Annotated in this window: 18 protein-coding genes and 6 pseudogenes; 20 read left to right on the top strand and 4 right to left on the bottom strand. The window is 60.8% G+C overall.

The genetic code is table 11. The features are described from left to right. Window positions 1–488: 488 nt before the first annotated feature. From OMP40_RS42450 to OMP40_RS40585, 4 genes and pseudogenes are all read left to right on the top strand, one after another. Window positions 489–896: pseudogene (locus OMP40_RS42450) on the top strand (hypothetical protein); the annotation flags it as partial. Between the two features lie 184 nt (window positions 897–1,080). Then, the gene (locus OMP40_RS29095; RefSeq protein WP_338131261.1) at window positions 1,081–1,839 is read left to right on the top strand and encodes an adenylate/guanylate cyclase domain-containing protein; all 759 of its coding nucleotides are present in this window, start codon (window positions 1,081–1,083) and stop codon (window positions 1,837–1,839) included. Between the two features lie 75 nt (window positions 1,840–1,914). Continuing rightward, entirely contained in the window at window positions 1,915–2,439 is a 525-nt protein-coding gene (locus OMP40_RS29090) for a GNAT family N-acetyltransferase (protein ID WP_277536577.1), read from the top strand. Between the two features lie 229 nt (window positions 2,440–2,668). Then, window positions 2,669–4,369 (top strand): annotated as a pseudogene (locus tag OMP40_RS40585) (HEAT repeat domain-containing protein); the annotation flags it as partial. A 1,194-nt stretch (window positions 4,370–5,563) separates the two neighbouring features. Here OMP40_RS40585 and OMP40_RS29080 read toward each other — a convergent pair. Continuing rightward, on the bottom strand, window positions 5,564–6,253 hold the full coding sequence (locus tag OMP40_RS29080; protein ID WP_277538098.1) for a thiamine diphosphokinase: 690 nt from the start codon (window positions 6,251–6,253) through the stop codon (window positions 5,564–5,566). 192 nt (window positions 6,254–6,445) lie between these two features. Here OMP40_RS29080 and OMP40_RS29075 point away from each other — a divergent pair. Continuing rightward, window positions 6,446–7,048, top strand: a pseudogene (locus OMP40_RS29075) (trimeric intracellular cation channel family protein); the annotation flags it as partial. Between the two features lie 51 nt (window positions 7,049–7,099). After that, window positions 7,100–7,591, top strand: a complete 492-nt coding sequence (locus OMP40_RS29070) for a low molecular weight protein-tyrosine-phosphatase (RefSeq protein ID WP_338131335.1) — start codon at window positions 7,100–7,102, stop codon at window positions 7,589–7,591. A gap of 709 nt (window positions 7,592–8,300) precedes the next feature. Here OMP40_RS29070 and OMP40_RS29065 read toward each other — a convergent pair. Next, window positions 8,301–9,044: an alpha/beta hydrolase gene (locus OMP40_RS29065; RefSeq protein WP_277536575.1), complete on the bottom strand. Its 744-nt coding sequence runs from the start codon at window positions 9,042–9,044 to the stop codon at window positions 8,301–8,303. 290 nt (window positions 9,045–9,334) lie between these two features. Here OMP40_RS29065 and pdhA point away from each other — a divergent pair. From pdhA to lpdA, 4 genes and pseudogenes are all read left to right on the top strand, one after another. Then, window positions 9,335–10,436, top strand: a pseudogene (gene pdhA, locus OMP40_RS29060) (pyruvate dehydrogenase (acetyl-transferring) E1 component subunit alpha). 142 nt (window positions 10,437–10,578) lie between these two features. Then, window positions 10,579–11,556, top strand: coding sequence for an alpha-ketoacid dehydrogenase subunit beta (locus tag OMP40_RS29055; protein WP_090112494.1), 978 nt, complete (start codon window positions 10,579–10,581; stop codon window positions 11,554–11,556). A gap of 20 nt (window positions 11,557–11,576) precedes the next feature. Beyond that, entirely contained in the window at window positions 11,577–12,932 is a 1,356-nt protein-coding gene (locus OMP40_RS29050) for a dihydrolipoamide acetyltransferase family protein (protein ID WP_277536566.1), read from the top strand. Between the two features lie 3 nt (window positions 12,933–12,935). Further along, window positions 12,936–14,357 carry a dihydrolipoyl dehydrogenase gene (gene lpdA / locus OMP40_RS29045; RefSeq protein WP_277536564.1) on the top strand — a complete coding sequence of 474 codons (1,422 nt, stop codon included), beginning with the start codon at window positions 12,936–12,938 and terminating at the stop codon, window positions 14,355–14,357. Window positions 14,358–14,440: 83 nt separating this feature from the next. On the opposite strand, the gene OMP40_RS29040 is transcribed toward lpdA, so the two are convergent. Both OMP40_RS29040 and OMP40_RS42435 read right to left on the bottom strand, forming a co-directional pair. Continuing rightward, the gene (locus OMP40_RS29040) at window positions 14,441–16,045 is read right to left on the bottom strand and encodes an ABC transporter substrate-binding protein (RefSeq protein ID WP_277536563.1); all 1,605 of its coding nucleotides are present in this window, start codon (window positions 16,043–16,045) and stop codon (window positions 14,441–14,443) included. 34 nt (window positions 16,046–16,079) lie between these two features. After that, a pseudogene (locus tag OMP40_RS42435) lies at window positions 16,080–16,250 on the bottom strand (SgrR family transcriptional regulator); the annotation flags it as partial. A gap of 162 nt (window positions 16,251–16,412) precedes the next feature. Between OMP40_RS42435 and OMP40_RS29035 the strand changes: the two are divergent. From OMP40_RS29035 to OMP40_RS28990, 10 genes and pseudogenes are all read left to right on the top strand, one after another. Next, complete coding sequence (locus OMP40_RS29035; RefSeq protein ID WP_277536561.1) at window positions 16,413–16,571, top strand: hypothetical protein; 159 nt, start codon at window positions 16,413–16,415, stop codon at window positions 16,569–16,571. Between the two features lie 144 nt (window positions 16,572–16,715). After that, the gene (locus OMP40_RS29030) at window positions 16,716–17,219 is read left to right on the top strand and encodes an acyl-CoA thioesterase (protein WP_277536558.1); all 504 of its coding nucleotides are present in this window, start codon (window positions 16,716–16,718) and stop codon (window positions 17,217–17,219) included. A 43-nt stretch (window positions 17,220–17,262) separates the two neighbouring features. After that, on the top strand, window positions 17,263–18,057 hold the full coding sequence (gene thyA / locus OMP40_RS29025) for a thymidylate synthase (protein ID WP_277536557.1): 795 nt from the start codon (window positions 17,263–17,265) through the stop codon (window positions 18,055–18,057). Window positions 18,058–18,166: 109 nt separating this feature from the next. Continuing rightward, window positions 18,167–18,427, top strand: a pseudogene (locus OMP40_RS29020) (dihydrofolate reductase); the annotation flags it as partial. Window positions 18,428–18,467: 40 nt separating this feature from the next. Beyond that, window positions 18,468–18,689 (top strand): dihydrofolate reductase, encoded by a 222-nt coding sequence (locus OMP40_RS29015; protein WP_277536556.1) that lies wholly within the window; start codon window positions 18,468–18,470, stop codon window positions 18,687–18,689. A 104-nt stretch (window positions 18,690–18,793) separates the two neighbouring features. Next, window positions 18,794–20,284 carry a glutamate synthase subunit beta gene (locus OMP40_RS29010; RefSeq protein ID WP_277536554.1) on the top strand — a complete coding sequence of 497 codons (1,491 nt, stop codon included), beginning with the start codon at window positions 18,794–18,796 and terminating at the stop codon, window positions 20,282–20,284. A gap of 114 nt (window positions 20,285–20,398) precedes the next feature. Beyond that, complete coding sequence (locus tag OMP40_RS29005; protein WP_277536552.1) at window positions 20,399–20,719, top strand: hypothetical protein; 321 nt, start codon at window positions 20,399–20,401, stop codon at window positions 20,717–20,719. 138 nt (window positions 20,720–20,857) lie between these two features. Next, on the top strand, window positions 20,858–21,826 hold the full coding sequence (locus OMP40_RS29000; RefSeq protein ID WP_277536551.1) for a lysozyme family protein: 969 nt from the start codon (window positions 20,858–20,860) through the stop codon (window positions 21,824–21,826). Further along, window positions 21,774–22,049 carry a hypothetical protein gene (locus OMP40_RS28995; RefSeq protein ID WP_277536549.1) on the top strand — a complete coding sequence of 92 codons (276 nt, stop codon included), beginning with the start codon at window positions 21,774–21,776 and terminating at the stop codon, window positions 22,047–22,049. The genes OMP40_RS29000 and OMP40_RS28995 overlap by 53 nt, the downstream gene beginning before the upstream one ends. An 81-nt stretch (window positions 22,050–22,130) precedes the next feature. After that, window positions 22,131–23,024, top strand: a complete 894-nt coding sequence (locus OMP40_RS28990) for a hypothetical protein (RefSeq protein WP_277536547.1) — start codon at window positions 22,131–22,133, stop codon at window positions 23,022–23,024. Window positions 23,025–23,047: the final 23 nt, after the last annotated feature.

Here is a 23,047-nt window from a genome sequence, read left to right as displayed (position 1 = left end):
CGTCGTACTGAACGACCGCATTTTGCTGCTTTCGGCCGACCTTTCTCCGGCGGGACAGGTCTCTAAGGCGGTCCTCGACAGCCGTACGCTGTGGGATCGGCGCCTGCTGTGGGGCGTTTTCTGGCTCGGTTTGCTGCTGCTTGCGTTTTCGATCCGATTTTTCCATATTCACGTCCTCGAACGGCGCACGTCTCTTTTTCTTAAGCAGGTGCTCGCTACCGTTCCCGCCATTTTAATCGCGATGATCGTCCTTTCAAACTTCATTTACAACAGTTTCTCCGCGCGGATGGAGACGCAGATGCAGCGCGAGCTCGCGCTGCTTGCGCGCAACGGCCAGAATCTGATCGACGGCGACCGGCTCGCGAGACTGCAGTCGCCCTCCGATTATCGCAATGAAGATTACAATGCCATCCGCGCCAAAATGAACTTCCTGTTCGAGGGCGAGAACAGCGAGCAGCGGCAAGGCTTGTACAGCACGCTCTACAAATATGAGGATGGACAGATTTATATCGTCATGGACGACGACGACGGCGTCAACATGTTTAAGCCGTTCGAAAAAAAGCGAGGATAACGAAGCCGTGTTGTCCCAGGGCGTCGTCCGCACGGGCCAGTGGGAGGACGCGGACGGCAAATGGCTGTTCGCCATCGGTCCGGTCTATGACAGCGCAGGCACGATCGTCGGCGTGTACGAGACCGGACGCGATCTTAGCGTGCTTCACCGCGAGAACCGCAAAATTTATAACAACATCATCCAGAATATTTTAATGATAACGGCAGGCCTGGTCGTCCTTGTCGTGATCGTCACGTTCGTGCTGCTGTCGCCGATCCGCAAGCTGAGGCGGAGCGTCATGGCGATGGCCGACGGCGACTGGGACGTCGAGGTCAAGCTGCGCAATCGCGACGAGGTCGGCGATCTCGGCGTGCAGTTCAACCGGATGGCCCGTTACATAAGGCAGCATATTGCCGACATCACGTCGTTCAGCGAAGCGTCGTACCGGTTCGTGCCGCAGCAGTTTTTCCACTCGCTCGGCAAAAAAGGGCATACTCGACATCCGGCTCGGGGACCAGATACAAAAAAACATGGCGGTCATGGTCGCGAACCTGCGCGATTTCCGGCAGCTTTCCAAGACGCTGAGCCCGAAGGAGAATTTCGATTTCATGAATTCGTTTCTCCGCCGCTTCGGACCGATCGTGAGGCAGGAGGACGGTCTCATCAGCAAATATTTGGGCGCGGGCTTCATGGCCCTGTTTCCCGGCTACGCGGAAGAAGCGATCCGGGCGGCCGTGGCGATCCGCCGCGAGCTGTCGGTATACAATCAGCACCGGCGCAGCTCCGGCTACCCGATCGTGGATGTCGGCATCGCGATTCACAAAGGTCCGCTTATGCTCGGCATCATCGGCGAGGAGCGCCGCTGGGAAGGCAATGTCATTTCCGACGACGTGCAGCGCACGACGATGCTCGAGCAGATCTCGGATATCGTAGGCTGTTGCATCATCGTCACGCGCGACTATTATGAGCAGCTGCGGTCGCCGGAGCGGTTCATGCATCGCTCGCTCGGCCGCATCAGGCTGGAGAGCAGCGACGAGGCGATGGAGCTGATCGACGTGTTCGAGGGCGACCCCGAGCAGCAGCGTGCTGCCAAAGAGCGGACGAAGGCGCTCTTCGAGCGCGGGCTGGCGCTCTGCCAGGCCGGCCGATTCTACGACGCCCGCGAGACGTTCGTCGAAGTGATCAAGCAGAATCGGATGGACAGAGCCGCCAAACTCTATTTCTACCTATGCGACGAATATTATCAGAAGGGCGCCGGGGCCGGTTGGAACGGCACGCTTGCCGTCTGACGCGATGTTTGGACCGGGCGGCGCGCAGACCTGCCTGGAAGAGCGATGCCGGAGCCTAGAAGCGGAGGGTCAATATTGGCTATAGTTGAATTGGCCGTGCGCCGGATCGATACGCGGGAAGCCGCGGATGCGGTCGTCGCGTTCCTCGTTTCGCCGCAGGCGTTCGACGACGAGCGTCCGACGCCGGGCGAGGAAGAGCACTTCCGCACGCTTCCTTATTTAGCGCTCGAGGGCAAGACGATCTATTGGTACATGACGGACGGCGCCGGCGAGGTCGTCGCGGTCACGGGCGTCGCCCCGAACGAACAGCGGACGGGCGGCTATACGTGGGACTATCTCGTCGTGCGAAGAGACTATCGGCGCGGAGGCGCCGCGCTGCGCCTCGCGGGCGCCATGCTCGACTATTTGCGCGGTCAAGGCGCGAGATATTTGGTGACCTATACTTGCGATTTGCCGGTATATGCGGGCGTAAGGCGACTGTTCGATCGCCTGGGATTTTCCATGAACGGCCGCCTGCCGGATTATTACTTCGAAGGCGAGGACCGGCTGATCTATTATTTGGATCTGCGAACGTCAGGCCGATCGGAGACGCAACAGTAGAAAGAAGTGACAGTCATGAACATGGCGCAAGCCCTCGGCAGATTGGGCGTTCGTGCGGAGGACCGGCGCAAGCTGCGGTTGATGGCCCCGATTTTTTTTAATATGCGGCATCGCCGAGGCGCTTACTTACAACGGCTTCATTACCTTGTTCAGCCAACGGTTCGGCAGCGAATACTTGCCGTACTTGTACACGGGAGAAGCGTTCATATTGCCGCTCGAGGCGTGGTTCATGAGCTGGCTGGCCATGAAGTTGTCCAAGCCGGCGCTGATGAAAACGATGTACGCCGTCATGACGGCGATATTGCTTGCGGCCTCGGGCGTTCTGGCGGCGCTGAAGCTGGCGGATCTGGACGCGCGCTGGTTTTATCCGGTTTTGTTTCTCGCCTCGAGCTTCGTCGTGCGCCAGCAGACGGTGCTGCTGTGGAGCCTGGCCGTCGACGTATGCCCGACGCAGCAGGCGAAGCGGCTCATGCCGCTGTTCGTCTCGGGCGCGACGCTCGGCGGCGCGGCCGGCGGCCTCCTCACGCAAGCGCTTAGTCCGCTTGGCGCCGAGCTGGTTTACGGCCTCGGCCCATTGCTTCTGATCGCGGCGTCATTCAACTATCGGAGGGCGATCGCGCAATACTTGGTGCCGCTCGCGTTAAAGGCGCAGGCCGCCGAAGAGTCGGGTGCGTCTTCTTTCGATTATATGAAACGCACGTTTCGCTCCCCGTTCCTGCTCGGGGTCATGGGGCTGATGACGCTCATGCCCGCGTTATACTATTTGGCGGAGTTTTTGTTTTTGAATACGGCCCATGCGTCGTATCCGGACGAGCAGCAGTTCGGCCGCATGTTCGGCATCGTATCGACGCTGCTTTTCTTGCTGGCGTTTGCCGTCCAGCTCGTATCGGGCAAGCTCGTCTCCTGGTTCGGCGCGAGCGGCATGCTCGTCGCGATCGCGGCGGCGTACGCGGCGGCGTTCGGCTTGTCCGTACTGTTCCTCGGCAGCGGGGCGGCGGCCGTCACGGCCGCCGCCGGCGCTTACATGCTCACGAACGTGTTGATTTTTTATTCGGCGGAACCTTCCTTCCAGCTGTATTACAAGACGCTGCCGATTCAGCATCGGGACGGATACCGGTATGCGGCGCAGGGGCTGGCTTCCTTTTTCGGCATTTTGCTCGGCGCCGGGCTGCAGTCGCTGCACAAGGCGGCGGGCCTTGGCTTTCCTGCCTTGGCGGCGATCGGCGCGGGCGGGGCTCTGCTGCTCACGGCGCTCGCCTGGACGGTGCGGCGCCTATATATGCGCGAGCTCGTCAAAGGCGTCCAGACGCTCGGGCTGAACGATCTTGAGCTGGTGGACTCTTACCGGGAATTTTTCAGCAATGCGAAAGCGATGGGCGCCGTGCTGGCGATGCTTCGGCACGAACAGGAAGGCGTGAGACAGATCGCCGCCGACATTGTCGGACGGACGCAGGACGAACGATATTTGCCGGAGCTGCTCGATCTGCTTGGCGATGCCAGCCCTGGCGTGCGGACGGCGGCGCTTAGGGCGATGAAGCTGAGCGGCGCCGATCTTCAGGCGCTCGTGCGGATCGGCGCCGTCCTGGAGGACGAGGAGCCCGCCGTGCGGGCGGAGGGCGTCAAACGGATGGCGATGATGAAGCATCTGTCTTCGCAAGCTTTTTTCTTTTTGCGGGTCAAGCTTCTCGATTCGCATCCGGCGGTCGTCGCCGAGGCGGTCAAGGCGATGTATGCGCTGGAGAGCGAATCGAGCTACGAAGCGTGCTTCGAGGCGATCGAGCGTCTGCTCGGGCAGGGCGGAGAGCCCGCCGCCCACGTTTGCGGCGTCGTGGCGGCGCTTCGGCTGACGCGCTTCGAGGGGCAGGTCGAACGATTGCTGCTCGATACGCATCCGTCCGTTCGACTCGCGGCGACGTCTTGCCTGGGCAAGCTCGGCTCGGCGCACGTCGTCCCTCAACTGCTCGAGCGACTGCCGGCTGGCGACCAAGAGCTGCTGCTCGTCACCGAGCGAGCGCTGATCGACATGGGCGACCGGTCGATTCAGCCGCTGCTCGAGGCATTGCCCGGGGCGCACGCGCAGACGTGGCGCGTCGCGGTCGGCGCGCTTGTCGCGCTGCTGCCGGAGACGGACATTCGAGGGAGGCTGACGGACGAGGCGCTGCGGCGAATGGGCGAGCTCGACCATGTTGCCCGTTACGCGTCCGCCTTTCGCCAAGTCGGCAGAGAAGAGCTGGCCGAGCTTGCTGCGCTTCGCTTCGACGGCCAACGCCAACGGGTGCTCGAAGGCGTCTGGTCTTTGCTCGTGCGGCTGACCGACGAGCAGGTCGTCGCTTCGATCCGCCGCGCGCTCGCGGATCCGGACGACGAGACGCGGAGCAGCGGGTTGGAGGTACTCGCCGAAGGCGCGGGAGAACGACGGCTTGCGCAGCGCCTCTCCGTCGTGCTTCAGACCGACTACGAGGAATTGGGGCGGCAGCCGGCGACGATGGAGGAGGCGCGTCTGGCGCTCGCCCATGCTTCAAGCTCGACGGACGATTGGTGGCCGGAGATGGCTGCGGAAGCGGGAAGGGAGCATGATGGCCAAATGGAAGCGCAGGGAGCGCTCGGCAGGCTCGGCAAAGTCATCTATTTGAAAAACGTACCTTTTTTTGCGGATTTGACGCTCGAGGAGCTTGGTTTGATCGCCGGCATCGCGTCGGAGCGCTTGTTCGAGGACGGCGAAGCGCTGCTGCTTCGGGGGGGAGATCAGCGATGCGCTCTATGTGATCGTGCACGGGAACGTGGAATTGACGAGCGTCACCGCGGCCGGCCTCGAGGCGACGCTCGGCGTGCTGGGGGCGGGCGAAGTGTGCGGCGCCACCTCGGCGCTGGACGAATCGGCTTCGACGGTTTCGGCGCACGCGCTGCTGGGCGACGTGCGGGCGCTCGGCTTGCAGCGGGAGGCGCTTACCCGTCTTGTCCGCTTGTATCCGGACATCGGGCTTGGGCTGCTTCGGGCTTCGCTCGCCCGCGTGCGGCTGCTGGAGGAAATGCTGATGCGAATCGATTCGTAAACCAAACTTGTCAGCGGACGTCTCGCCATGCGAGCAAGCGGCAGAGTCGGGCCGCTCGCTCGCATGGCGAGTCAATCTCTGCTGCGAATGACGAGCAACGATCCGCTGCGCAGCGAGATGAGGCCTTCTTCGGCAGTCAGCAGGTTGCTGACGCCGAGCGACATGCCGTGGCGCAGCGTCGCTTCGTTAAGCGGATAAGCGAAGCCCGTCAGCGTGACGCCTGTCACCTCCGGCGTCAACGGGAGCAGGGATACGTAAGGGTAACGTTCGTCCGCGTTCAGCCTGCCCGATTCGGTCAACAGACGGATCTCGTTGTGTTCGTCCACGAGCATGGCCGTCGCGCCGGCTTGCGCGGCGACGGCCAGCAACTGTACGTTAGCAAGGCTGTGGTCGAACCGGGAGCCGAGTCCGCCTGCGATGACGATGTCCCGATAGCCGCGCGCCAGCGCTTCCCGGAGCGCGAGCTCGGTGTCGGACCAGTCCTTGTCCACCGCGTCGAACGCGGCCGTTTCAAGCGCTTCCGCACGGATTCGCGCAAGGGCGTCCGCATCGACCGAGTCGAAGTCGCCGAGCGCCAGATGCGGCGCGATGCCGTTCTGAACGAGATAGTAGGCGCCTTTGTCGGCGCCGATGAGATAGTCGCCGCGCCGGGCAAGGGAGAGGCTCCATGGACCGAGGTTGCCTCCCGTATAGATGACGGCGCGCGGTGCGGATGGTTGGTGAGACAAGGGCTGTTCCTCCTGCCAGTCGATTGCGGTCATAGCCGCATATTCCATATGTATCTATACAGTATAACGGCAGACGCGCCTGGATGCGACGGCAGGTCCGACGGTTTTGGTTCAATTTCTCCGTTGCAGCCGCCACGCGGTAGCCGATAAAATAGATGAGGCGGTTTGCGGGGTCGAATCAAAACAGCGCCGCCTCGAATCGAGAAATGCCCGGGGGTATTCGTTTTGACTTTGGACGTATTTGAATGGTTCAGCATTATCGGCACCATCGCCTTCGCCGTGAGCGGCGCGATCGTCGCGATGGAGGAGCATTACGATATGCTGGGGGTATTCGTGCTCGGACTCGTGACCGCCTTCGGGGGCGGGGTCGTGCGCAATTTGCTTATCGGCGTGCCCGTCACGACGCTTTGGAGCCAAGGCCTTCTGCTCAAGACGGCGGTAATTTCGATCGTGATCGTATTCGTGCTCCCGAACGCGTGGATTTATCATTGGAAAAAAAGCGAAGCGTTTTTCGACGCCATCGGGTTGGCCGCGTTCGCGATTCAAGGCGCGCTGTACGCCGTAGAGGCGGGGCTGCCGGTCAGCGCCGTCATGGTCGCCGCGATGATGACGGGGATCGGCGGCGGCATGATCCGCGATATTATGGCGGGACGCAAGCCGCTCGTGCTCCGCGATGAGATTTACGCGGTATGGGCGCTGCTCGCGGGAATGGCCGTGGGGATCGGGCCGATGCGGGCCGCCTGGGCGCTGCTCGCGCTTTTCGCCGCCACCGTGACGATGCGGATGCTGTCGGTTCATTACAAGTGGCGCCTGCCGCGCAGAAAGCTGCATGCTTACGGCAGCTTCGATGCATCGGCCGCAGAAGAAGGGGAAGGGAATATGAACATGTATCGCGTATTGTTCGTCTGTCTGGGCAACATCTGCCGCTCGCCGATGGCCGAGGCCGTGTTCCGGGACCGGGTAGAGAAGGCGGGGCTCGCGGAATCGATCGAGATCGACTCCTGCGGCACCGGCGATTGGCACTTGGGCAAGCCGCCGCACGAAGGCACGCGCCGAATTTTAGAAGGTCAAGGCATTTCCTACGAAGGCATGGTGGCGCGCGGCATTCGGGCGGAAGACGGGGAGCGTTTCGATCTGCTCGTCGCCATGGACGAGAGCAATGTGAAGGCGATCCGCGAAGCGCTCGGGAACGAGACGAAAGCAGAGGTCGTTCGCTTCCTGTCGTTCGTGCCGGGCTCGCGTCTGGCCGATGTGCCGGACCCTTACTATACCGGGAATTTTGAAGAGACATACGAGTTGATTAGCGAAGCGAGCGAGAGACTGCTTGCACATTTGTTGGAGACCGGCGAAGTGAGCGCGGCCGCAAAGTAAGAGAGTGACTGTACCTTAAAAAAGAATGAAGAAAGCCGAGGCGCATCGTCTCGGCTTCCTTCATTCACTTGAATTTACTGTAAAACTCCTCTTCACTCATCGCGGATTCTTGAAAAGCATTTTTGTACTTCTCGATGTTGCTCACGGCAATCATGCGTCCTTCTTTTAACTGGTAGATAAAGGGTTCGATAATTCCATAGTAATTCGGACCGTCTGCGCCGCTTTACGCGATTGTAAAAATGTATTCCTCGCCTGCAACCAAAGTTGCTCGCAAGGGGGGCTTTCGCATTTCTGTAATTTCCTCCGCCTATTGCGATCTTAATCTCATCTCCAGCGACTAAATCTCCCTTTAACACTTTAGATACGAGGACACGATAGTCTGTTCCCGGGACAACAACCTCTTGATTTTCTTTAGTCGGATCAGACACGTTTCGTCTCAGATTTCGCGGTTCTCCTTTGCAGTCTATTACCTTTCCGGTAATAACGAGAGGCGCATTTGAAATTGCCACTTCAATATTGGTTGCTATAGCTTCATCCTGATCTGTATGCGTTCGGTTATTCAAGTAAGAAAGACCATAGAACAATACTGTAACGAGGACGATCGCAACCAATGCAGTCAAACCCAAGAGTCAATACATAAATCAATTGCGCATTCAAAAAAGGCAGTCGTTGAAGTCATGTGATCCATGACTTCAACGACTGCCTTTTGTTACATATGCGCCTTCGGCCCAAGGAACGCGCCCAGCGCCTCCGGCAGCTCCTTTTGCCAAAATCCCCATTTATGCTCGCCGTCTTTTTCCCGGTAATCGACGTAAGCGCCCTTGTCTTCGAGGATTCGCTTTGCCGCGCGGTTCAGTTCAACGAAGTTGTGTACGCCGCGCTCGGTCTCGTACGCGGTCTCCTGCAGACCGACCGTCATCCAGGCGGATAGCCAGGACAAATCGCCGGCTTCCTTCATTTGCGCGATCGATGCGCCGTAGTACGCCCCGGACAACGACAGGAGACGGTTAAACATGTCCGGGCGCCGCAGGGCGATGGACAAGGAGACGGTAGCCCCGAGCGAGTCGCCGGCAAGCAATCGCGCTTCCGCGGAGGCGCGGGCGGCGAACGTTTTTTCGACGAAGGGAACGAGCTCGCGCAGCCAGAAATTCAAATAAGCTTCGTGCCGTTCGCTGCCGGGCAAATATTCCTCGGTGCGCACCGATTTGTCGACGTCGACGGCCGCGATGATGAACGGTTCCCAGTTCTCTTCGAGAATGAGACCGTGGGAGATCGTGGCGATTCTGCCGAAATTAAAAAAATCTTCTCCGTCCTGGCAATAAACGACCGGATAGCTGAGCCACTCCTGATACCCTGGAGGTAAATAGAAGCGGACGGCGCGTTCGCCGGCTTGGAGGTAATTGCTGGGAATCGTGTGTTTGACGACGGTTCTGCGGACAGGGGAATCGGACATTGGACATCGTTCCTTTCTCGTGACCCGAATCGGGTATGGCAGCGCCCCGGCATGGGCAAAACATAGGAATGTTCGTTGCCGCGCCTGCCATTTTAAGGGCGGCTGTTCGGGATTTGTATTAATGTGTTATACAACATAATTGAAACTGTACTATAAACATATTGCGCTTTCAACGGGGAAGAATTCAATAAATATGCCTTTTTTTACTTTGACCAAACCACTATGGCAGCTATATAATAATTCTATAACAGAAACCCCTCTTCCACAATTCATGACGAGGAGATGTAACGATGAGCAAAGGATCTTTGGATACGCCGGCCAAGCCGGGACAGCAAGCAGCGCATATTGTGCATTCGGAAGACGTCACGCCGCTTCAGGTATTGTCCCCAGAAGGCGAAGTCGTCAACGCGGCAGCGATGCCGAACCTGTCCGACGAGCAATTAAAGGAAATCATGTACCGAATGGTATTTACCCGTACCTGGGACGACCGCGCGGTGAATCTGGGACGTCAAGGACGCCTGGGCTTCTATGCGCCGGTATCCGGCCAGGAAGGCACGATGGTCGGCAGCGAATACGCGCTGACCAAGGAAGATTTCGTCTGCCCGGGCTACCGCGACATGCCGCAGCTCGTCTGGCACGGTCTGCCGCTGTATCAGGCGTTTTTGTATTCGCGCGGCCACCAGCACGGCGGCCAGATTCCCGAAGGCGTCAACGTGCTGATGCCGCAGATCATCATCGGCGCGCAGATTTTGCACGCGACGGGCGTCGCCATGGGTTTCAAGCTGAAGAACGAGAAGCGCGTCGCGATCACGTATACGGGCGACGGCGGCTCCTCCGAGGGCGACTTCTACGAGGGCATGAACTTTGCAGGCTCGTTCAAGCTGCCGGTCATCTACTTCGTGCAAAACAACGGCTATGCCATCACGACGCCGTTCGCCAAGCAGACCGCCGCCCAGTCGATCGCCCACAAGGCGCTCGCCGCCGGCATTCGCGGCGTCAAGATCGACGGCATGGACGTGCTGGCGGTCATCTCCGCCGTGCAGGAAGCCGCCGAGATCGCCCGCGAAGGCGGAGGCGCGACGCTGATCGAAGCCGTCACGTACCGCTTCCGACCGCACTCGATGTCCGACGACGCGACCAAGTACCGCACGAAGGAAGAGGAGCAGGAATGGCTGCTCCGCGATCCGCTCGTACGTTTCGGCAAATATCTTGAATCGAAGGGTCTGTGGTCGGAAGAGGACACGGCTCGCGTCAAGGAAGAAGCCAAGGCGGCGGTGAACGAACACATCAAAAAAGGCCGAGCAGACCGAGAAGATGACGGTCGCGGGGCTGATCGACTCGATGTTCGAGACGACGCCGCCGCACCTCGAAGAGCAAAAAGCCGATTTCTGATCGCTAACCGAGGACGCGCGCGGAATGCCGATGCATCCGGCGCGCCCGACACGGGCCCGCGTTGTGCCGGCCCGCTCAATATATACGGTACAGCCGCATCTATCGCGGCCGTCATCCTCTAGATGGGAGAGAACAACATCCAATGGCGCAAATGAACATGATTGAAGCGATCAAGGACGCGTTGCGCGTCGAACTGAAGCGCGATCCCGGCGTCCTGCTCTTCGGCGAAGACGTCGGCAAAGTCGGCGGCGTCTTCCGCGCGACCGAGGGTTTGCAGGCGGAGTTCGGCGAGCAGCGCGTATTCGATACGCCGCTGGCCGAGTCCGCGATCGGCGGGCTCGCTGTCGGACTTGCCACCCAAGGCTTCCGTCCGATCGCAGAGATTCAATTCGTAGGCTTTATTTATGAGGCGCTCGACCAAATGTTCGTGCAGGCCGCTCGCCTGCGCTACCGTTCCGGCGGACGCTACAACGCGCCGATCGTCTTCCGCACGCCGTTCGGCGGCGGCGTCAAGGCTGCCGAGCTGCACACCGACTCGCTCGAAGGCCTGGCTATCCAGACGCCGGGCATCAAGGTCGTCGTGCCTTCGAACCCGGCGGATGCCAAGGGTCTCATGATCTCCGCGATCCGCGACAACGATCCGGTGTTTTTCATGGAGCACCTGAACTTGTACCGCGCGTTCAAGGACGAGGTGCCTGAAGGCGAGTACACGGTACCCCTCGGCAAGGCGAACGTCGTCCGCGAGGGCAAAGATATTACGATCATCGCCTATGGGTTGATGGTCCACACCGCGATCAAGGCCGCCGACGAGCTCGCCAAGAACGGCGTATCCGCCGAAGTCATCGACCTGCGCACGCTCGTGCCGCTCGATATCGACACGATCGTCGCATCGATCCAGAAGACGAATCGCGCGATCGTCGTTCAAGAAGCGCAGAAGACTTCCGGCGCCGCCGCCGAGATCATCGCGCAGATCAACGAAAAAGCGATTCTTCACCTGGAGGCTCCGGTGCTCCGCGTCGCTGGTCCTGATACGGTGTATCCGTTCGCGCTGATCGAGGATGCCTGGCTGCCGACGCCCGCTCGCATCGTGAAGGCTGCCAACCAAACGCTTCAGTTCTAAAGTGAAGGAGGGAATAGCGCATGGCTAGATTCGAATACCGGTTCCCGGAGCTCGGCGAAGGTCTGCACGAAGGCGAGATCGTCAAAATGCACATCGCCGCCGGACAAGCCGTGACCGACGAAGATATTTTGATGGAAGTGCAGAACGACAAGGCCATCATGGAAGTGCCTTGCCCGGTCAACGGCAAGGTGCTTGAAGTGTTCGGCAAAGACGGCCAGACGATGCGCGTCGGCGAAGTCGTCGCCATCATCGATGCCGAAGGCGAACTGCCCGAGCAAGCGGGCGGCGACCATGGCGCCGAACCTTCCGGCCACAGCGGCGAAGCCGCTTCCGCGCAAGGCGGAGCCGACCTGAAGGGGCAGCCGGCCCAGGCGCCGGCCCAAGAGACGGCAGGAGAGGCGGCGAAGCCAGCCGAAGCCGCGGCACCCGCGCCGGCCGCCAAGGACGCCGCGCTCGTGCTCGCTACGCCGAGCGTGCGCAAGTTCGCCCGCGAGAAGGGCGTTGCCATCGCAGACGTCGCCGGCACCGGCAAGAACGGCCGCATCACCCGCGAGGACGTTGCCGGCTTCGCCGAAGGCGGAGCGCCTGCGAAGAGCGAAGCTTCGTCCGCGGATGCCGCGCCTGCTGCCGCGCAAGCCGCAGCGCCTGCAGCGCGCGCCGCGCAATCCGGCCCTGGCGTCGAAGAACGCGTGCCGTTCAAGGGCATTCGCAAGGCAATCGCGAACGCGATGGTCAAGTCCGTCTACACGGCGCCGCACGTCACGCTGATGGACGAAGTGGACGTCACCGCGCTCGTCGCGCTGCGCAACCGTTCCAAAGCGTTCGCGGAGAAGAAGGGCGTCAAGCTGACTTACCTGCCTTTCATCGTCAAGGCGCTGGTCGCAGCCGTACGCGAGTTCCCGGTCATGAACGCGATGATCGACGAAGCCGCGAACGAGATCGTGTTCAAGAAGTATTACAACATCGGCATCGCCACCGACACGGACAATGGCTTGCTCGTGCCGGTCGTCTTCGACGCCGATCGCAAGAACATCTGGAACATCGCCAAGGAAATCAAGGATCTGGCGACCCGCGGCCGCGACGGCAAGCTGGGCGCGGGCGAGCTGAGAGGCAGCACGATCTCGATCACCAACATCGGTTCGGCCGGCGGCCTGTTCTTCACGCCTGTCATCAACTTCCCTGAATCCGCGATCCTCGGCGTAGGCCGCATCGATCAGAAGCCGGTCATCAAAAACGGCGAGATCGTACCCGCTTCGGTCATGGCGCTCAGCTTGAGCTTCGACCACCGCATCGTCGACGGCGCGACCGCACAACAATTCGTTAACTACATTAAACAGCTGCTTAGCGATCCTGAGCTGCTCGTCATGGAGGTGTAATCGATGGTAGTAGGAGACGCTTCTCTGGACATCGACACATTAGTAATCGGCGCGGGCCCCGGCGGATACGTCGCGGCCATCCGCGCGGCACAGCTCGGCCAGAAGGTTATCATCGCGGACAAGGGCAAGTTCGGCGGCGTATGTCTTAACGTCGGCTGTATTCCGTCCAAGGCGCTGATCAACTCCGCGCACCACTACGAATCGATGCTGCATGCCGAGGACTACGGCCTGTCGGCCGAGAACGTCAAGGTCGACTTCGGCAAAGTGCAAACTTACAAGGATTCCGTCGTTAACAAGATGACGAGCGGCGTCGAGATGCTGCTCAAGGCGAACAAGGTTCAAATGTTCCAGGGCGAAGTCATGTTCATCAACGAAAACGAAGCGCGCCTGTTCAACGACCAGGAGGCGCCTCGCTATCGCTTTAAAAATTGCATCATCGCGACGGGCTCCCGCCCGATCGAGCTGAAGCCCTTCCCGTTCGGCGGACGCATCCTGTCTTCGACCGAGGCGCTGTCGCTGCCTGAAGTGCCGAAGAGCATGGTCATCATCGGCGGCGGCTACATCGGCATCGAGCTCGGCCAGATGTACGCCAAATTCGGCACCGAGATCACGATTCTCGAGGGCGCGGACACGATCATGCCGGGCTTCGACAAGGACATGAGCAACCTCGTCGTCAAGAAGCTGAAGAAAAACAAGGTCGACATCGTCAACGGCGCGCTCGCCAAGGGCGCCGAGCAAAGCGACAAGGACGTCACCGTGACGTACGAAGTCGGCGGCGAACAGAAGACCGTCACCGCGGACTACCTGCTCGTCACCGTCGGACGCCGTCCGAACACCGACGGCGAGCTGGGCCTCGACCTGATCGGCATCAAGACGACCGACCGCGGCCTGATCGAAGTCGACGAGCAATGCCGCACGAACATCAAGCACATTTTCGCGATCGGCGACATCGTGCCGGGCGCAGCGCTGGCTCACAAAGCTTCGTACGAAGCGAAGGTCGCCGCCGAAGCGATCGCGGGCCTGCCGTCCAAGGTCGACTACAAGTGCATTCCCGCCGTCGCGTTTTCCGATCCGGAATGCGCAAGCGTCGGCTACACGGAGAAGGAAGCGAAGGATAAGGGCCTGAACGTCAAGTCGAGCAAGTTCCCGTTCGGCGGCAACGGACGCGCGGTCACGCTGAACGGCGCGGACGGCTTCCTGAAGCTGATCTCCGAAGTCGACACGGGCCTTGTCGTCGGCGCGCAGATCGCCGGCGTCGAAGCGTCCAACATGATCGCCGAGCTGGGTCTCGCGATCGAGATGGGCGCCACGATCGAGGATATCGCCCTGACGATCCACGCTCACCCGACGCTGGGCGAGATTACGATGGACGCGGCAGAGCTCGCGATGGGTCATCCGATCCATACGATCGCGCCAAAAAAATAAGCTTTGCGAACATAAAAGAGGAAAGCGCCGAGTGATTTTTCGGCCGCTTTCCTCTTTTTTCGTTCGGCGTTCGATCGAACGGATCAAACGACCTTTTCCAGCCAAATGTGCTTGAAATCGATCCAACCCTGCGGGCTGAAGCTGGCGCCTCTGACGGAGGGGTGCATCTGCGTGCTCAGGCGGCGATGGTGCAGAAAGACGAGATAGCATTCCTCGCGAAGCCGGTCCTCGATCTCGCGCATGTGGCCGCGGCGCTCCTCTGCGCTGTACGCGGCCAGCGCGCGGTCGATCCGCTCGGAAATCCACTTTTTGAGCTCCGCGTTCAAATAGGCGCTTGTCATGCAGGCCTCGTGCTCGTACATATCGATCTCGCATACTTCGTCCTCGGCGAGGATGATGCCGGATACCGTTAAGTCACCGCTTGCGATGATGTCCGGATCGACCGCTTGCCGCCAGTCGGCCGCGAAAAGATCGACGCGCACGCCGTAGCGTTCGAGCCGCGCCGCGATCCATTTCCCGTCCAGCTCGTATTTTTCGTGCACGAGCAGCCGCAGCGTCTCGCCGTCATAACCGGAAGCGTGCAGCGTCTCGCGAATCTGCGCCTCGCCCGCTGGCTTGGCGATGTACTTCAAGCTGTCTTCCGGCCGAATACAATAGGCGGGCAGCGCGCGTTCGCCGCCGAGATCGGCCTGCATCGCCACCGGATCGAGCATTTGGCGGACGGCGCTGCGGAACGCTTCCCGCTGCTGCCAGCCTGGTTTGTTCGTGTTCCAGGTCAGCATCGTACAGCCGTTGCATAGGCGCGCCAGCGCCTGCCAGTCCATGGCCGGATCCAGGCCGTCGTGCTCGTCCGCGTCGCCCGGCGCGCGCATGACGGAGGGCATCCCGATCGTGGACCGCTCGCGGCAATCCTCGGGCATGATGACGATGTCCACGACGTCGAGAAATGGACGTCCCGAGTAATACGCCGTATTGGCGCTCAGTTCGATCCGATGGGGAGACAGCGTAACGAGCCGGAAGGCGCCGGTCCCGACCGGCAACTGCCAGTAGGCTTCGCCCAAGCCGCGCAGGTCGAGCGGCAGGATGGAGGCCGCGGCAGCGCACAGGAAACGGTCGAAGATGCGATTCGGCTTGGAGAGCGAAAAGCGCACGGTGCGCGGGCCAAGCGCCTCGACCCGCGCCAGGCTTCGCATCATCCAGCTGTTCGGCACGTCCGGCTGTCGTAGCCGTTCGAACGTAAAGACGACGTCGTCGCTCGTCAGCTCGCCACCGTCGTGGAAGCATACGCCTTTTCGCAGGTAAAACGTCCACTCCGTGCCCGCCTGATCGGAGATCCAGGCATGCGCGACGCCCGGCACGATTCGTCCGAGCGTCTCGTCGAAGGTGACGAGACGGTCGTAAATGTGATACATCAGGTGGCCGTCGAACGCGAAGTTCGCGCAGCCGGGATCGAGCGTCTGCACCTGCCTGTAGACGGGAATCCGCAGCGTGTCGCACTCCGGGCGCCCGCCGACGGTCTCCTTTTGATAGCCGAATCTGACGTTCAGCCAATCGATGAACCTGGCCTTGACATCGGTGCCTTCGCCGAAGCGCGAGATCAGCTCGAACGACATCCGGTAGTCGCCGTGCTCCGCCTTGCCCGTGACCAGCCCGAATAAAAAAGGCCTCCTTGTCCGCTTTGAAGGCAATATGGGAGCGATGGCCGCGTCCGCGGCCGGGCAGCCAGCCGATCAGGCCGTCTTCCTCGAGCTTTTTGAGCACGAGCTTGGCGTTGCGGGGCGTACAATACAGCGTCTCGGCGAGTTCCTCCAGCGTGGCCTCGATTGGCTCCTTCAAACCGCGTCCGTTCTCGAAGCGTTCGAATAGCGTCAAATACCGTTCCGCCGTCAGCATTTCCGTCGCCTCCTCGTTGTTTCGCAGCATGTCTCTTATTAAAAGGGGAAATTCATTGAATGCATTATACGCTTTTTATCCTCTTTTGAACAACGCATAATGGAGACAACAAAGACGCGCCGGCGGCAAAGCGGTCATGCGGCGCGCGAAGGAGGAATCCCCATGCTGGATATTCAATACACGCTCGAAAAGCTGGCCGAATACCGGGAGCTCGGTCATTTCGACGCAGACGGACGCATCGACGCGAATTCGCTAGGCGGCAGGCCCGGGCGCATCCGCCAATCGCTGCTTGCGATGGTTGTCGCTTTGATCGGAAGGTAAGACAGCCTTGGCCGGCTGTCTTTTTTTTATCGGGGCGATGCAAGCGCGCCGCGGGCGATCTTGCGCTATAATGTAGAGACACAAACCCCGCGAGTCGCGGCGAATCGAACGGCGCGCTGCATTAGAAAAGAGGAAACGCATACGATGAACGCTCCATCCAGACCGATCTCGGCGTCCCGTTCCGTGCTGACCGAGATGCTCTTTCCAGGCGATACGAATTACCACGGCACGATGTTCGGCGGCACGCTCATGCAGTATATCGACAAGATCGCGACGATCGCCGCGATGCGGCACTGTCATATGCCCGTCGTGACCGTCTCCCAGGACAGCCTCGATTTTCTGTCGCCGATCCGCGTCGGCGAGGCGTTCGAGCTCGAGGCGTGCGTCACCTGGACGCATCGCAGCTCCATGGAGATTTACTGCGTCGTCCGCGCGGAGGATCTGTTCACGGGCGACCGGCGGCTTACCGTTACCGCGTTCAGCACGTTCGTCGCGCTTGGGCCTGACGGCAAGTCCGCGCCCGTGCCCGGCGTATATCCGGAGACCGAGGAGGAGCGGCTGTTGCACGAGAGCGCGCCCGCCCGCTACGAGCAGCGCCAGCTGCGGCGGGGACAGCGGTATTCGTCGACAGATGGACGGGACAAATGATACAATCGGGAAATAACGTTACGATGAAAAGGTGAGACGGCGCTTGCGTAATTATTTGGACCTTTTACAGGATATTTTGGACCATGGCACGAAGAAAGAGGACCGGACGGGCACCGGCACGATCAGCGTATTCGGCAGGCAGCTGCGCTTCGATCTGCAGGACGGCTTTCCCCTCGTCACGACGAAGCGCATCCATTTGAAAAGCGTCGTGCACGAGCTGCTCTGGTTCCTGAGCGGAGAGACGAACATTCGGTACCTCAAGGAAAACGGCGTCTCGATCTGGGACGAATGGGCGGACGGCAACGGCGATCTCGGTCCGGTCTACGGCTCGCAGTGGCGCGCCTGGGAGACGCCGGACGGGCGCACGATCGATCAGATCGCGCAGGTCGTGGACGCCATCAAGCGCAATCCCGAATCGCGCCGTCATATCGTCAGCGCCTGGAACGTCGCGGAGATCGACAAAATGAAGCTGCCGCCGTGCCACTTCGTTTTTCAATTTTACGTCGCCGACGGCAAGCTCTCGTGCATGCTGACGATGCGTTCCGTCGATACGTTCCTCGGATTGCCATTCAATATCGCCTCCTACGCGCTGCTCACCCACATGGTCGCCCAGCAATGCGGCCTCGATGTCGGCGAGTTCATCTGGTCCGGCGGGGACGTTCACATTTACGCGAACCATCTCGAGCAAGTGAAGCTGCAGCTTACGCGCGAGCCTTTGCCGCTGCCCAGGCTTTCCATTTTGCGCAAGCCCGATTCCATTTTCGATTACAAGTTCGAAGATTTCGTGTTCGAGGGCTACGAGCACCATCCGGCGATCAAGGCGCCGGTAGCGGTGTAGGACGTCGCGTCGTTGTCGATAAACAGTCGTTTTTTGGCTGATAGTCGCCGGGAAGCCTCGTATGTTATGATAGTTACACAAATGAACGATAGCAGGGAGGCGGTGGCGCATGTCCGTCACGTTGATCGCCGCCGTCGCGAAGAACGGCGTCATCGGGGCGGATAACGCCCTGCCTTGGCGTCTGAAGGACGAGATGGCCTATTTTAAAGCCCGGACGATGGGCAAGCCCGTATTGATGGGAAGCAAGACGTTCCGCTCGCTGCCGAAGCCGCTGGCCGGGCGGACGAACGTCATTTTGTCCAGGACGATGGCCGAAGCTCCGGAGGGCTGCGTCATCGTCCGCTCCGTAGAGGAGGCGCTCGCGCGCTACGGCGGCGAAGAGCTGATGGTTGCGGGCGGCGCGGACGTTTATGCGCAGCTTGCTGCCGCATGCGGACCGGTTGCTGCTTTCGGAGCTTTCCGAAGCCGTGGAAGGGGACGCCGTATTCCCGCCGTTCGAACGTTCGGATTGGCTGCTTGCGTCCAAAAAGTCGCAGGCGGCGGACGAGCGCAATCCGATCGCCTTCGATATGTGCGTCTACGAGCGCCGCACAGCGGAAAGTGCAAACAATAGAGGGGATAATCCATTCTGATGACACGGGTCGTCAGGTAAGATGGTCTATCATATATAACGGTGCTCTGACCCTGCGGCGAACGCGGCCAGACACGCGAATTACCGACAGATGGAGGAAATGGGATGTCGACGCCTACGGGATTTATGGAATATCAACGCGAGCTGCCAAGCGATCGCGACCCCCTTGAACGGATCAAGGACTGGAACGAGTTCCACCGCATGTTCTCCGAAGAACAGCTGCGCACCCAGGGCGCGCGCTGCATGGACTGCGGCACGCCTTATTGCCATACCGGCATGGAATTGTCCGGAGGCGCTTCGGGCTGCCCGGTCAACAACCTGATACCCGAATGGAACAACCTCATCTACCGCGGACTGTGGAGAGAGGCATACGAACGGCTCGCCAAGACGAACAACTTCCCCGAGTTCACGGGCCGCGTCTGTCCCGCGCCTTGCGAAGGCTCCTGCACCGTCGGCCTCATCGGCGACCCGGTCACGATCAAGACGATCGAACAGGCGATCATCGACCGCGCCTTCGAAGAGGGCTGGGTGGTGCCGCAGCCGCCGAAGCATCGGACCGGCAAGCGCGTCGCCGTCGTCGGCTCCGGACCTGCGGGACTTGCCGCCGCCGCCCAACTGAACAAGGCGGGTCACAGCGTGACGGTGTTCGAGCGCGCCGACCGTGCGGGCGGCTTGCTCACCTACGGCATCCCGACGATGAAGCTCGAGAAGCATATCGTCAAGCGCCGCGTGGACCTGCTCGCCGAAGAGGGCATCGCGTTCGTGACGAACACCGAGATCGGCAAGGACATTTCCGCCAAGCAGCTCGCCGAAGAGTATGACGCGATCGTCCTGTGCGGCGGCGCGACCAAGGCGCGCGGACTCGGTCCCGTCGAAGGCGCCGACCTGAAGGGAATCCATCCCGCGATGGATTATCTGAACGGCACGATCAAGAGCTATCTCGACTCCAACCTTGAGGACGGCAACTATATCTCGGGCAAGGACAAGCATGTCATCGTTATCGGCGGCGGCGACACCGGCACGGACTGCGTCGCGACGGCGCTGCGACACGGCTGCACGAGCGTTTCCCAATTCGGCACGCATGCCAAGGCCCCGCTCACGCGCGACCAGATCAACAACCCCTGGCCGGAGTATCCGAACGTCTACACGCTCGATTACGCGCACGAAGAGGCGAAGGTGCTGTACGGCGAAGATCCGCGCGCGTTTTCCGTATTGACGAAGAAGTTCGTCGGCGACGAAGACGGCAACGTCAAAGAGCTGCACACCGTTCAGATTCGCCGCTACGTCGACGAGACGGGACGCAAGGTGTACGAAGAGATTCCCGGTACCGAGAAAGTTTGGCCGGCTGACCTCGTGCTCGTCGCCGTCGGCTTCGAAGGTCCCGAGTCGACGCTCGTCGAGCAGCTTGGTCTTGAGACGGACCGCAGGACGAACGTAAAGGCCGCTTACGGCAAGTATAAGACGAGCGTCGAAAAGGTGTTCGCGGCAGGCGACATGCGCCGCGGCCAGAGCCTCATCGTATGGGCGATCAACGAGGGCCGCGAGGCTGCGCGCGAAGTCGACCGCTATCTGATGGGTTCGACGATGCTGCCTTAATCAAGACTCGTCGATGGACGCGCAAGCGGATTGATAAATCAGGGTCGCACCCGAGACGTCTTCGAAGCGAAGACGTCGGGTGGCGGCCCTTTGTTGCGGACGGAGGAAAAGGCAATGTTTCGATATGGCGAAGATCGGCCGAAGGAACTCAAATTTACCGGATTCGAAGCGAGCGTCGAACGGCGCGACGCGCAATGGATCGATGCGGAGCTGCGGCTTCGCTTGGACGCGTCGACGCCGCTGCCGGACGATGTTATCGACCTGACGGCGCTAGCCGTGTGCACGCATGCCGGACATCCGATCCAGATCGAGGCGCTCGACGAAGGAATCGACTGCGAATACCAGTTCACGATATTCGAAAAGGAGCAGATCGAACGCTATATTCGCAGCGACGAGATGCAGGCGCGGATCGCGGAAGCCGCGCGGAAGGGCTAGATCGGGGGGCACTGTTCAAGTCTTCGGTTTGGCGCTGCAAGTTCCTTGCGGCGCTTGGCTTTGTCAAGGTTCGCAGGTATGCTAAACTATGAAAAGCATATTCGGAATCGGACAGGCATCTGGCGGACGGAGGGGGGCATGGCGGCGATGACGGAGGACGCATTGTTGACGCCGGGCGACGTGTCGGTCATCAGACGGTACGTCAGGACAAAATACGCGCCGATGCCAGCAAGCCGACAGGCGGAGATCGTCGCCGACGCGGTCGTGCGCACGATCCGCAAGCGGCTGCCGGATTGGCCGGAAGCGCTAAAAGACGAAGCGGCCGGCCGTCTCGTGGCGTCATGCGTCGTTGGCGAGCGGCGCGAGGTGTATCCGCAGGACGTGCTGCGCGTTTGCGCCGATTTGGCGCTCGCGGAGGAAGCGCACGCGGCGAGCCTGCTTAGCTGGCTGAACGAGCGAACGGCGGCCGAATGGACGCTGGAGCGGATCGCTGAGCGGACTGAAAACGGATACGTACTAAAATCCGGTCTTGCAGAAGCAACGCCTTCCGGCAAGCTCCCGTTCGGCAGCGCTACAACGACGCAGCAGGCGCTTGTCGCCGGCGGATCAGGCGCAGCGAACGATGGTTTTGTTTCAGGCGGCGCCTTGCGTTTTGCCCTTGACGAAGGTCAAGCCTGCCACGCGGCTGCCGGCTCTCCAGGCGCGTACCGGCGCTCGCCGGCCGCCATGCGGCCGCTCGTTCTGGCGGCCGTGCTGCTGTTCGCCATGACGGCTACGCTGCATGCATCATTTTCGCAGCAAGGGAGCGAACCGAATCCTACTGCGCGCGAAGCGGTCTTGGATCGCTCCGCCGCGCGGCCGGTCGCCGAGCTAGCCGATGCGTCCGCCAGATTCGCCTATTCGGCATTCGATGCGGCGGCGGTGAAGAACTACCTGTCCGGACGGGATTCGCTTCTCGCCGAGCGGCCTTACTTCGAGGCGATCGTCGAGAGCGCGCGCGAACGCGGCGTCGATCCGCTGCTGCTCTTTGCGGTGGCCGGTCAGGAGCAAGGCTTTGTCCCGAAGTCCGCCAAAAAAAGCGACGCAGATCGCGAACAATCCGTTTAACGTTTTCCATAGCTGGGAGACGTACAATACGAACATTCGCGATTCGTCGGGCATCGCCGCGAAGCTGCTCGCCAAGCTGGTTTCCGGCGTGCCGGACGGGGAAGAGCCGTTTGCCTGGATGAATCGGACCTATGCGGAGGACCCGCATTGGTCGGACGGCGTTCGCGCCATTTACGGCAAACTCGTATCGATCGGAAGGGCGAAGGAGGAGAGCGCTTCATGACGGATCGCGCGCTTTTGGAAAAAGGATTGACGGTTATCGCCTCGTGCATGAGGCGGACCGGCGATATTTGGGAGGCGCATTTTGGCGCGGCGGCGATCGCCGCTTATTTTTTTTATCGCCGAAAATCGTCTGGATGACGGCGTCGCGCGGAAAATCGCGAACGAAGCGAATCGAATGGTGTCCGACCGCCTTGAAACGCCGACAGCATCCATGCCGCCGGATCGCGGTACTTTGGAGACGATGCCCAAGCGCGGCGCAAGCGCCGACGAGCGGACGATCGCGGAGGCGCTGGAGGAGACGATCGACGGCCTGCACTGGGTCGGTCACAACGCGATCTACGCGGCGGCGAGCATGAAGGCGATCCGCGAGTTGGACGGCTGGGGCGAGGCGTCGGAGATGGCGGCGATCGCGGCGCTGATTCGCGCGTTCAAAGGGAAAATTCCGGGACGCTCCTGGATCGGCTATAAGACGTCTGAAGTGAAGGCGCTGACGCTTGGAGAGGAGGAAGGAGGCGCGGGCATCGAAGACGGAGCCGCGCTGTCGCGCGCGATGCTGCGCGAGTTGGCGTCCTTCGAGAACGTCTATAGAGCGGAAGCCCATCACGACCTGATCGGCCATATGCTCACCTTTTCGCATGCGCTCGTCACGCTCGAAGAACTGGGTTATCCGGAATTGTTCAAAAGAGGGCTCGTGCCGCTCTTCAAGCTCGTTCACGTTCTGCGCGCCAGCCGGGAGCTTCGTTCCGGCGCCTCGATTCAACTCAACTCGCCGGTCGACCGGGAGCCGCTGGCGCCGGCGCCAGCGGCGGCTTCGCTGCCGACCGAAGCGGCCTTCTGGGAGCGGGACCGAAGCAAAGCGGCCTGGGATTTTGGACATGCGTTCAAGTTTCCTTACAGCTTCTACCATCTTGCAGCCCGCGCTGGCGGCGCGGACGCCGCGGCATACGATCGATTCAGGCGCATCGTCGGATCCTGACGACGAGACGTCGCGGCCCCCCC

Origin of the sequence: Cohnella rhizosphaerae, assembly GCF_029525575.1 — a bacterium.
GTDB classification, from domain to species: domain Bacteria; phylum Bacillota; class Bacilli; order Paenibacillales; family Paenibacillaceae; genus Cohnella; species Cohnella rhizosphaerae.
The sequence above is the reverse complement of the archived record's forward strand: the minus strand, read 5'-3'. Positions and strand labels throughout refer to the sequence as shown.

What these genes read in the sequence shown, in the direction of transcription:
- OMP40_RS29015 (WP_277536556.1), top strand. Translation starts at nt 18,468, where the DNA reads ATGCGCAGCTTGCTGCCGCATGCGGACCGGTTGCTGCTTTCGGAGCTT.
- OMP40_RS29080 (WP_277538098.1), bottom strand. Translation starts at nt 6,253, where the DNA reads ATGACCGCAATCGACTGGCAGGAGGAACAGCCCTTGTCTCACCAACCA.
- lpdA (WP_277536564.1), top strand. Translation starts at nt 12,936, where the DNA reads ATGGTAGTAGGAGACGCTTCTCTGGACATCGACACATTAGTAATCGGC.
- OMP40_RS29000 (WP_277536551.1), top strand. Translation starts at nt 20,858, where the DNA reads ATGGCGGCGATGACGGAGGACGCATTGTTGACGCCGGGCGACGTGTCG.
- OMP40_RS29035 (WP_277536561.1), top strand. Translation starts at nt 16,413, where the DNA reads ATGCTGGATATTCAATACACGCTCGAAAAGCTGGCCGAATACCGGGAG.
- OMP40_RS29065 (WP_277536575.1), bottom strand. Translation starts at nt 9,044, where the DNA reads ATGTCCGATTCCCCTGTCCGCAGAACCGTCGTCAAACACACGATTCCC.
- OMP40_RS29010 (WP_277536554.1), top strand. Translation starts at nt 18,794, where the DNA reads ATGTCGACGCCTACGGGATTTATGGAATATCAACGCGAGCTGCCAAGC.
- OMP40_RS29095 (WP_338131261.1), top strand. Translation starts at nt 1,081, where the DNA reads ATGGCGGTCATGGTCGCGAACCTGCGCGATTTCCGGCAGCTTTCCAAG.
- OMP40_RS29070 (WP_338131335.1), top strand. Translation starts at nt 7,100, where the DNA reads ATGAACATGTATCGCGTATTGTTCGTCTGTCTGGGCAACATCTGCCGC.
- OMP40_RS29055 (WP_090112494.1), top strand. Translation starts at nt 10,579, where the DNA reads ATGGCGCAAATGAACATGATTGAAGCGATCAAGGACGCGTTGCGCGTC.
- OMP40_RS29005 (WP_277536552.1), top strand. Translation starts at nt 20,399, where the DNA reads ATGTTTCGATATGGCGAAGATCGGCCGAAGGAACTCAAATTTACCGGA.
- OMP40_RS29050 (WP_277536566.1), top strand. Translation starts at nt 11,577, where the DNA reads ATGGCTAGATTCGAATACCGGTTCCCGGAGCTCGGCGAAGGTCTGCAC.
- OMP40_RS29030 (WP_277536558.1), top strand. Translation starts at nt 16,716, where the DNA reads ATGAACGCTCCATCCAGACCGATCTCGGCGTCCCGTTCCGTGCTGACC.